General features: G+C 42.9%; 7 protein-coding genes and 1 pseudogene. 7 read left to right on the forward strand and 1 reads right to left on the reverse strand.

The window, feature by feature from the left end:
- The first annotated feature begins 476 nt into the window (after positions 1–476).
- Both BLR42_RS21295 and BLR42_RS21300 read left to right on the forward strand, forming a co-directional pair.
- Positions 477–1,658, forward strand: a complete 1,182-nt coding sequence (locus BLR42_RS21295) for a glycosyl hydrolase family 8 (protein WP_091873576.1) — start codon at positions 477–479, stop codon at positions 1,656–1,658.
- Between the two features lie 9 nt (positions 1,659–1,667).
- Entirely contained in the window at positions 1,668–1,943 is a 276-nt protein-coding gene (locus BLR42_RS21300) for an acylphosphatase (protein ID WP_026499550.1), read from the forward strand.
- Between the two features lie 322 nt (positions 1,944–2,265).
- Here the strand turns inward: BLR42_RS21300 and BLR42_RS21305 are convergent, their stop codons facing one another.
- Complete coding sequence (locus BLR42_RS21305; RefSeq protein ID WP_091873579.1) at positions 2,266–3,147, reverse strand: histidine phosphatase family protein; 882 nt, start codon at positions 3,145–3,147, stop codon at positions 2,266–2,268.
- Positions 3,148–3,336: 189 nt separating this feature from the next.
- Here BLR42_RS21305 and BLR42_RS21310 point away from each other — a divergent pair, with 189 nt between their 5' ends.
- The 5 genes and pseudogenes from BLR42_RS21310 to BLR42_RS23400 all read left to right on the forward strand — a co-directional run.
- On the forward strand, positions 3,337–3,777 hold the full coding sequence (locus BLR42_RS21310; RefSeq protein ID WP_026499551.1) for a hypothetical protein: 441 nt from the start codon (positions 3,337–3,339) through the stop codon (positions 3,775–3,777).
- Between the two features lie 140 nt (positions 3,778–3,917).
- A complete protein-coding gene (locus tag BLR42_RS21315; protein ID WP_022763478.1) occupies positions 3,918–4,610 on the forward strand; it encodes an iron-sulfur cluster assembly scaffold protein in 693 nt (230 codons plus the stop codon).
- A 22-nt stretch (positions 4,611–4,632) separates the two neighbouring features.
- On the forward strand, positions 4,633–5,652 hold the full coding sequence (locus BLR42_RS21320) for a GGGtGRT protein (protein WP_022763477.1): 1,020 nt from the start codon (positions 4,633–4,635) through the stop codon (positions 5,650–5,652).
- 209 nt (positions 5,653–5,861) lie between these two features.
- Positions 5,862–7,244: a sensor domain-containing diguanylate cyclase gene (locus BLR42_RS21325; RefSeq protein WP_091873582.1), complete on the forward strand. Its 1,383-nt coding sequence runs from the start codon at positions 5,862–5,864 to the stop codon at positions 7,242–7,244.
- A gap of 91 nt (positions 7,245–7,335) precedes the next feature.
- Positions 7,336–7,527 (forward strand): annotated as a pseudogene (locus tag BLR42_RS23400) (hypothetical protein); the annotation flags it as partial.

Below are 7,527 nucleotides of genomic sequence, written 5' to 3' on the forward strand. Positions count from 1 at the left end.
AGTAATCAGCCCGATATAGGTATCCACAGGCTGGGGGTATTTTTTCCCCGGAACCCTTTTCGATGTACGCTTGTACAGGTAATATGAATCACCTTTTTTCTTGATGGTAGTCCCCTTAACGCGTTGTGCCTGAACCCATTCTGGATATACTTTTTCAGTCTTCATACCTTCCTCCTTTCGTATAGGTGGCGTATACCTATACTTTAGGTATATTATACCTCTACAGAGCAGAAAAAGGAAGAGGGAAAAGCACTTTTGTATAATGCTTTTCCCTCTAAGTTTCATCGCTAAAAGACCCTATATTTATTTTGCTTCATGAAACAACCCTACGAACCGCAACAACCACATATAAAAAAGCAACTTTAAGTAAGACATGGAAAAACTGTCATGAGAATATATCAGTAGAAATTACTTTATGACAGCCATGATAATCAAGATATCATCCTGAATTTTTTTTTAAAGTGAGGAGTCGGAAAATGGGAGCATTTAAGACAGGCGAATACAGAAATCTTTTCAGAGAAATCGGGAAATCCGATGAAGAAATAAGCGCTAAGATCAAAGAGTCGGTTCAGACTTTTTTCTATGATGATAATGAGAGAATCTACCACGAAGCCGGGGAGGATATGGGATACCTCACCGACACCGGCAACAATGATGCCAGAACCGAGGGTATGTCCTACGGAATGATGATGTGCGTTCAGCTTGACATGAAGGAAGCGTTTGACCGAATATGGAAGTGGTCCAAGACCTACATGTACATGGACGAGGGTGAAAACGAAGGTTATTTTGCCTGGTCATGTCAGACAAACGGCAAAAAGAACGCCTATGGTCCGGCTCCTGACGGAGAGGAATTCTATGCGATGGCGCTGTTTTTCGCTTCTCACAGATGGGGCGACGGCGAGGGAATTTTCAACTACAGCAGAGAGGCCAGGAACATACTGAGCGCATGCCTTCATAAGGGTGAAAACGGCAGGCCCGGAGCACCCATGTGGAACAGGGAAAACGGACAAATTCTGTTTGTACCAGGATGCCCGCACACTGACCCTTCTTATCATCTGCCTCATTTCTATGAGCTCTTTGCGCTCTGGGCAAACGAGGAGGACAGAGAATTTTTTGCAAGAGCTGCTAAGGTCAGCAGGGAATATCTTGTAAAGGCTTGTCACAAGGACACCGGACTTAGCCCTGAATATGGCAATTTTGACGGAACACCCATGGTTAAGCAGCTTCCCTGGGGACAGTTCGGTGACTTCTTCAGCGATGCCTACAGAACTGCTGCGAATATCGGCCTTGATGCGATCTGGTTCGGTGAGGACTGCGGCCAGCTGGGAGCTCCGCTTAAGATGATGAAATTTTTCGGAACAGATCTTGAGGCTGTCAGATGTGCCTATAAGGTAGACGGGACACCTCTCGAGAGACCTGTGCTTCATCCGCTTGGACTGCTTGCAACAATTGCGCAGGGTGCGCTTGCGATTGATAACCCGGGGGCAAAAGCGGACGGCAGCGATAACGACAAAGCGGGTGCCGACTTTGAGACCGCGCGTAAATGGGTGGAATGGTTCTGGAATCAGCCGCTTCGAAAGGGCGAGCGCAGATACTACGACAACTGTCTCTATATGTTTGCACTCCTGGCGTTGTCCGGTAATTACAGGATTTATTAAAGGGAAAATATGAGTAAGGTTCGAGTTCATGTAAAGTTCAAAGGATATGTGCAGGGAGTGGGTTTCCGCTATACTGCTTTTCATACAGCCAATATGTACGGCCTGACCGGCTGGGTGAAGAATGAGTGGGACGGCTCGGTTACGGCAGAAGCCCAGGGCACAATGGAAGAAATTCAGCAGTGGATCGCCGCCGTCAAATCCGGCACCTACATTGATGTGATGGACATGACCATGGCGACAATTCCTGTTGAAGAAGATGAGCGAACCTTCGAGATCAAGTATTGAACATGGAATTAATACATGAAGTTGACTAGATCAAATTTTAATTCTTGTAGAAAAATGAAGGCGGAAAGTAATTCAACTTTCTGCCTTTTCGCAATTTACATATTTTATTTAGTTTGTTACTCTTTTTAGTCTTATTTGGAGATTGTGAAAAGCAATATTTTCGCAATTAAGGGGAAAAAGAAAGTTTGTTACTCTGTTTATTATGAAAAAGGAGTAACAAACTTATTATTTATTATGGATTGCGAAAAAATGGCTTCTTTTTATAAGAAAAAGCGCTAAAAAAGAGTAACAAATAAAATGAAAAGATGTATTTGCGAAAAGCTTATAAAAGTTTCGGCGCTTTATCCTGAATGCTTTCGTCATAGTAGACTACAGAAGAATTCAGGATTTTGTAGACTGGTTTCCCGGCGTCAATAATCAGCTCGACAATAGCAATTCCGCAGTTGGGGAGAAGGCCGTCACCCCAGAATTTTGCAAGATCGGATTCACCGCGGACATACATGAGTATGGCTTTACTGAGTGCCCCATGAGCGCTGATGAGAACTGTATTATCGTGAGTAGCAGCATTATTTCCGAAAGCAGAATCGCTGCTATCATCTGTGCCGGAGCTTGCAAGCGGCTCTATAACATTTATCATGAAATCCTTCGCACGAAGGCAGAGCTCACTAAGCAGTTCAGGGGTAGGGGATTTGCTATCACCATCAGATAAGGTCTTGGTGGCAGGAACATTCTCCTGATCTGGCAAGTCCTCAGAGCTTGATGGCTCACTGTTCCTTAGTGCGAGAAGTTCCTTCTCATACAAATTCGGCGCTGTCTTGAAATATCTGAAAGGACAGTGTTCATCTTCCGTCATCTCAAAAACACTTCCGCCATCCATGAAACCAAAGTGAAGCTCTTTCAATCTGTCATCGGTTGTAATATTGAACGTATTTTGACTTTCATTCAAGTGGCATTCACTGGAAGTAGTGCAGCTATCGCCATTACTTCCGCAAAGTTCCCGCAAAACAATCTCAGCCGTTTCATACGATCTCGAAAGAGGACTCGAATACACCTTATCAAAAGAAACGCCCGCAGCTTTTAGCCCTTTTCCGGTTTCCGTAGCCATCAATTTTCCGAGCTCGTCCAGCGGTATATCAGTCTGCCCCTGAATAAGTCTCTTATTATTCCATGCAGTTGTTCCGTGTCTTAAAATAAATATTTTCATTCTGAAATTCCTTAGTCACAATTAATTGAATTATTTCCTCTACCGTATTTTACGGATGATTTCATCTATAGGCAAGAATAGTTTCAATAAAAATCCCACAGCCCAACTATTTTCTGCTATCATAGACAAGTGGGCAATCTGCCCGGACAAAACACATGAGGGGAACTATAAAAAAAGGAGAGAAAGAGTATGAAAAAAGTAGTAGTAAAAGTTTTGTCACTTATGCTTGCGTTCATGATGGTATTTGGCGCAGTAGGAATGACAGCAAGCGCAGCAAATAAGGACAAGGCTGCGAAGAAGCTTTGCAAAGAGATTAACAAGGGTGGAAACAAGTGCAAGGGTATAACCGGTAACCTCAAGGTTACATATAAAAAAGAGGGCAGCAAATACAACTTCACAATTAAGCTGGATATGCCCTTGGATGCATGGATGTTTGATATGTCAGCAAAAATGCAGCCTAAGGAAATAGGACAGGCCAGAGATTCAGTAAAGAAGGTTTCAAAGACATTCAAGAAAAAGGCTAAGAAAGTCGGCATCAAGAAATCAAGCTGCACATACATAGTTTATGCCAACGGAACAAGAATTTGGGAGTTTAAGGACGGTAAAGTCGTTTACGATAGGTATCAATAAGTGTTTATTATTATTTAATAACATTAACACTCATAAAACCTTGATATAATCTGCATTTTTTAGTAGAATCCAAATGTAGTGCGTAGTAAACGATAAAAATTTATCATACTATAGTAAACACTAACAATAAGGAGGTACTTATGATTTACTCAACAGAGGTAAAAAATATGTGTCCCGTAACACAAGGGGTACATCATGGTGCTGCTCCCATTCCTGAAGAAGCAAAATGGGTTCAGTCCAAAGAGATTAAGGACATTTCCGGTTATACACATGGTATTGGCTGGTGTGCTCCTCAGCAGGGTGGCTGTAAGCTTTCCCTTAATGTTAAGGAAGGTGTCATCCAGGAGGCACTTGTAGAGACTATCGGATGTTCCGGTATGACTCACTCAGCAGCTATGGCAGCTGAAATTCTTCCCGGTCTTACAGTTCTTGAAGCGCTCAATACAGACCTTGTATGTGACGCTATCAACACAGCTATGAGAGAGCTGTTCCTTCAGATTGTTTATGGTAGAACACAGTCTGCATTCTCAGAGGATGGACTTCAGATTGGTGCCGGCCTTGAGGATCTTGGTAAGGGATCACGTTCAATGGTAGGTACTACATATGGTACACTTGACAAGGGACCTCGTTATCTTGAGCTTACAGATGGTTACATCACAGACCTTGCTCTTGATGAGAACGACGAGATCATTGGTTACAAGTATGTTAACTTTGGAAAGATGATGGACTTCATCAAGGCTGGTGACGATGCAAACACAGCTATTGAGAAGGCTAAGGGTCAGTATGGTCGTGTGGCAGACGCTGCAAGATTCATCGATCCCAGAAAACAGTGATAAAGGTAAGGAGGAAAAAATAATGGCTTTATTTGAATCATATGAAAGAAGAGAGCCCCAGATCCTGGCTTGCCTTAAGGAGTATGGCATCTCTTCTATTGAAGAATGTAAAGATATTACAATGGCAGCAGGCATTGATGTTTACAGCCTCATCGAAGGCATTCAGCCTATCTGCTTTGAGAACGCTAAGTGGGCTTACACAGTAGGTGCTGCTATCGCAATCAAGAAGAACTGCCGCAAGGCTGCTGATGCTGCTGCAGCAATCGGTATCGGCCTTCAGGCTTTCTGCATTCCCGGTTCTGTTGCTGACCGTCGTAAGGTTGGTCTTGGCCACGGTAACCTTGGTAAGATGCTTCTTGAAGAGGATACAGAGTGCTTCGCATTCCTTGCAGGTCACGAGTCATTCGCAGCTGCTGAGGGTGCTATCGGTATCGCAGAGAAGGCTAACAAGGTTCGTACAAAGCCTCTTCGCGTTATCCTTAACGGTCTTGGAAAAGACGCTGCACAGATCATTTCCCGTATCAACGGCTTTACATATGTAGAGACAAAGTACAACTACTTCACAGGTGAGGTAGAGGAAGTCTTCAGAAAGTGCTATTCAAAGGATGCAAATTCACCTCGTGCAAAGGTTAACTGCTACGGCGCTAACGATGTACAGGAAGGTGTTGCTATCATGTGGAAGGAGAACGTTGACGTATCTATCACAGGTAACTCAACCAATCCTACAAGATTCCAGCATCCCGTTGCAGGTACTTACAAGAAGGAGCGTACTGAGGCTGGTAAGAAGTACTTCTCAGTTGCTTCAGGTGGTGGTACCGGACGTACACTTCATCCCGATAACATGGCAGCAGGTCCTGCTTCCTATGGTATGACAGATACTATGGGTCGTATGCACTCTGACGCTCAGTTTGCAGGTTCTTCTTCAGTTCCCGCACACGTTGAGATGATGGGTCTTATCGGCGCTGGTAACAACCCGATGGTTGGTATGACTGTTTCTACAGCTGTTTCCATCGAAGAAGCTGCAAAGGCTGGAAAATTCTAAAATCCCGGTATCATAGAATAATTAAAACAAAAATAGAGGCTGTGAGAAGGCATTCCTTTTCACAGCTTCTTTTTCATAATCTTTTACAGAAATTTAAGTTTTAGATAATTCATACTTCACTGCTGTTCCTATACAATAGTATTGTGGGAAATAGGATTCAAATATCCACATGGCACTGCGATATTTCAGCAAAATATAAGGGTGAAGATATGGATTTTTTCGCATTAGTTAATTCATTAAATACAATAGCCTGCGTCCTGTCGGTGGAGAGACTCCCGGACGGAGAGATGGGTGAACTGCGCATTGTTGCGGCTAATGAAAAATATAAAAAATCTATGCCGCCCACCTATTATGACGGAATGATTTATACCGAGCTTTTCCCCAAGGAAAGAAAGTTCGAGCATTTTGTATCATCGGCTGCACTGCGCAATAAGCAGATCCATACCTATGTTGAGGCTAAGGCTATAGGAATGTGGATGGATCAGGTTTATATTCCGCTTGCCTCAGATCGTGACGATATCGGATATTGCATTTTTTCATATGAACTCACAAAGGAAGCGGATCCCGAGAGAATGGGCAATGTTACGATGGACACAGCAGCGTCTGTAATAAAAAGCTGTGCCACTTTCCGTACTTCGGACAATTTCTTGGTGGCCGTGGATGAGGTTGTCCGGGAGATTTATGAAAAATGTGATGCGGACAGCGTGACTGTTCTCAGTATAGACGAGCTTACCCATGGACTTAAATATATCGGTGGTAAGACAAAAGATGTAGACGAAGCAGAACATGCGAAGAGGATTGAGAATATTCCGCCTGAGGTTGTTAAGACCTGGGATAAGACAATTGAGAAAAGTAATTGTCTTATTATAACCGATGAGGATGACATGAAAAGCCTGGAGGAAAGAAATCCGGAATGGGCACATTCGCTTAGAGATAACGGAGCAAAAAGCATCTGCTTTGTTCCACTTGTCCAGAATAAGATCACGATCGGATATCTTTACGTAATAAATTTTGATGCTTCGAGAACTATTGAGATTAAGGAACTTCTTGAGCATACTTCGTTTTTCCTGGCTGCGGAGCTTGCAAACCATAATCTTATGGAAAAGATGCGAGAACTCAGCAACATGGATTCACTGACCGGAGTTTTCAACAGAAATGCCATGAATATGAGGGTAGATGCCTTTGTATCAAAAATGGAACTTAGGCTCAGGCCTTACGGAGTGATTTTTATTGACCTGAATGGTCTTAAGTATATAAACGATAAGTATGGCCACGAAGCAGGCGACCAGATGCTGTGGTCTGCGGCATCTATAATATCCTCCGTCTTTGATACGGATGAGATTTACAGAGCCGGTGGTGATGAGTTTTCCATTATCAGCATAAATACCACAGAGGATGCATTTAACGAGAAAATAGATAAGCTTCGTGAAAAAACAACCTATCCTGCAGAGATTACAATGTCTATCGGTAGCCACTTTTCATCAAAAGGTGACGACATCCGTTTAGCCATGAGAAATGCAGATCTTGCCATGTATAAGGATAAAGAGGAATTCTACAAGGAGCACCCTGAACTCAAGAGCAGGAAAATATAAATAGTTGCGGTGTGCTTCAAAATATTGCCGAATATATGCGGCTACCTTAGGGTTGTTTCATGAAGCAAAATAAATATAGGGTCTTTTAGCGATGAAACTTAGAGGGAAAAGCATTATACAAAAGTGCTTTTCCCTCTTCCTTTTTCTGCTCTGTAGAGGTATAATATACCTAAAGTATAGGTATACGCCACCTATACGAAAGGAGGAAGGTATGAAGACTGAAAAAGTATATCCAGAATGGGTTCAGGCACAACGCGTTAAGGGGACTACCATCAAGAAAAAA

The sequence above is a fragment of the Butyrivibrio sp. INlla16 genome, from assembly GCF_900104155.1.
Classification (GTDB): Bacteria; Bacillota; Clostridia; order Lachnospirales; family Lachnospiraceae; genus Butyrivibrio.

Coding starts and splice junctions, on each gene's coding strand:
- BLR42_RS21295 (WP_091873576.1), top strand. CDS start 477: ATGGGAGCATTTAAGACAGGCGAATACAGAAATCTTTTCAGAGAAATC.
- BLR42_RS21300 (WP_026499550.1), top strand. CDS start 1,668: ATGAGTAAGGTTCGAGTTCATGTAAAGTTCAAAGGATATGTGCAGGGA.
- BLR42_RS21305 (WP_091873579.1), bottom strand. CDS start 3,147: ATGAAAATATTTATTTTAAGACACGGAACAACTGCATGGAATAATAAG.
- BLR42_RS21310 (WP_026499551.1), top strand. CDS start 3,337: ATGAAAAAAGTAGTAGTAAAAGTTTTGTCACTTATGCTTGCGTTCATG.
- BLR42_RS21315 (WP_022763478.1), top strand. CDS start 3,918: ATGATTTACTCAACAGAGGTAAAAAATATGTGTCCCGTAACACAAGGG.
- BLR42_RS21320 (WP_022763477.1), top strand. CDS start 4,633: ATGGCTTTATTTGAATCATATGAAAGAAGAGAGCCCCAGATCCTGGCT.
- BLR42_RS21325 (WP_091873582.1), top strand. CDS start 5,862: ATGGATTTTTTCGCATTAGTTAATTCATTAAATACAATAGCCTGCGTC.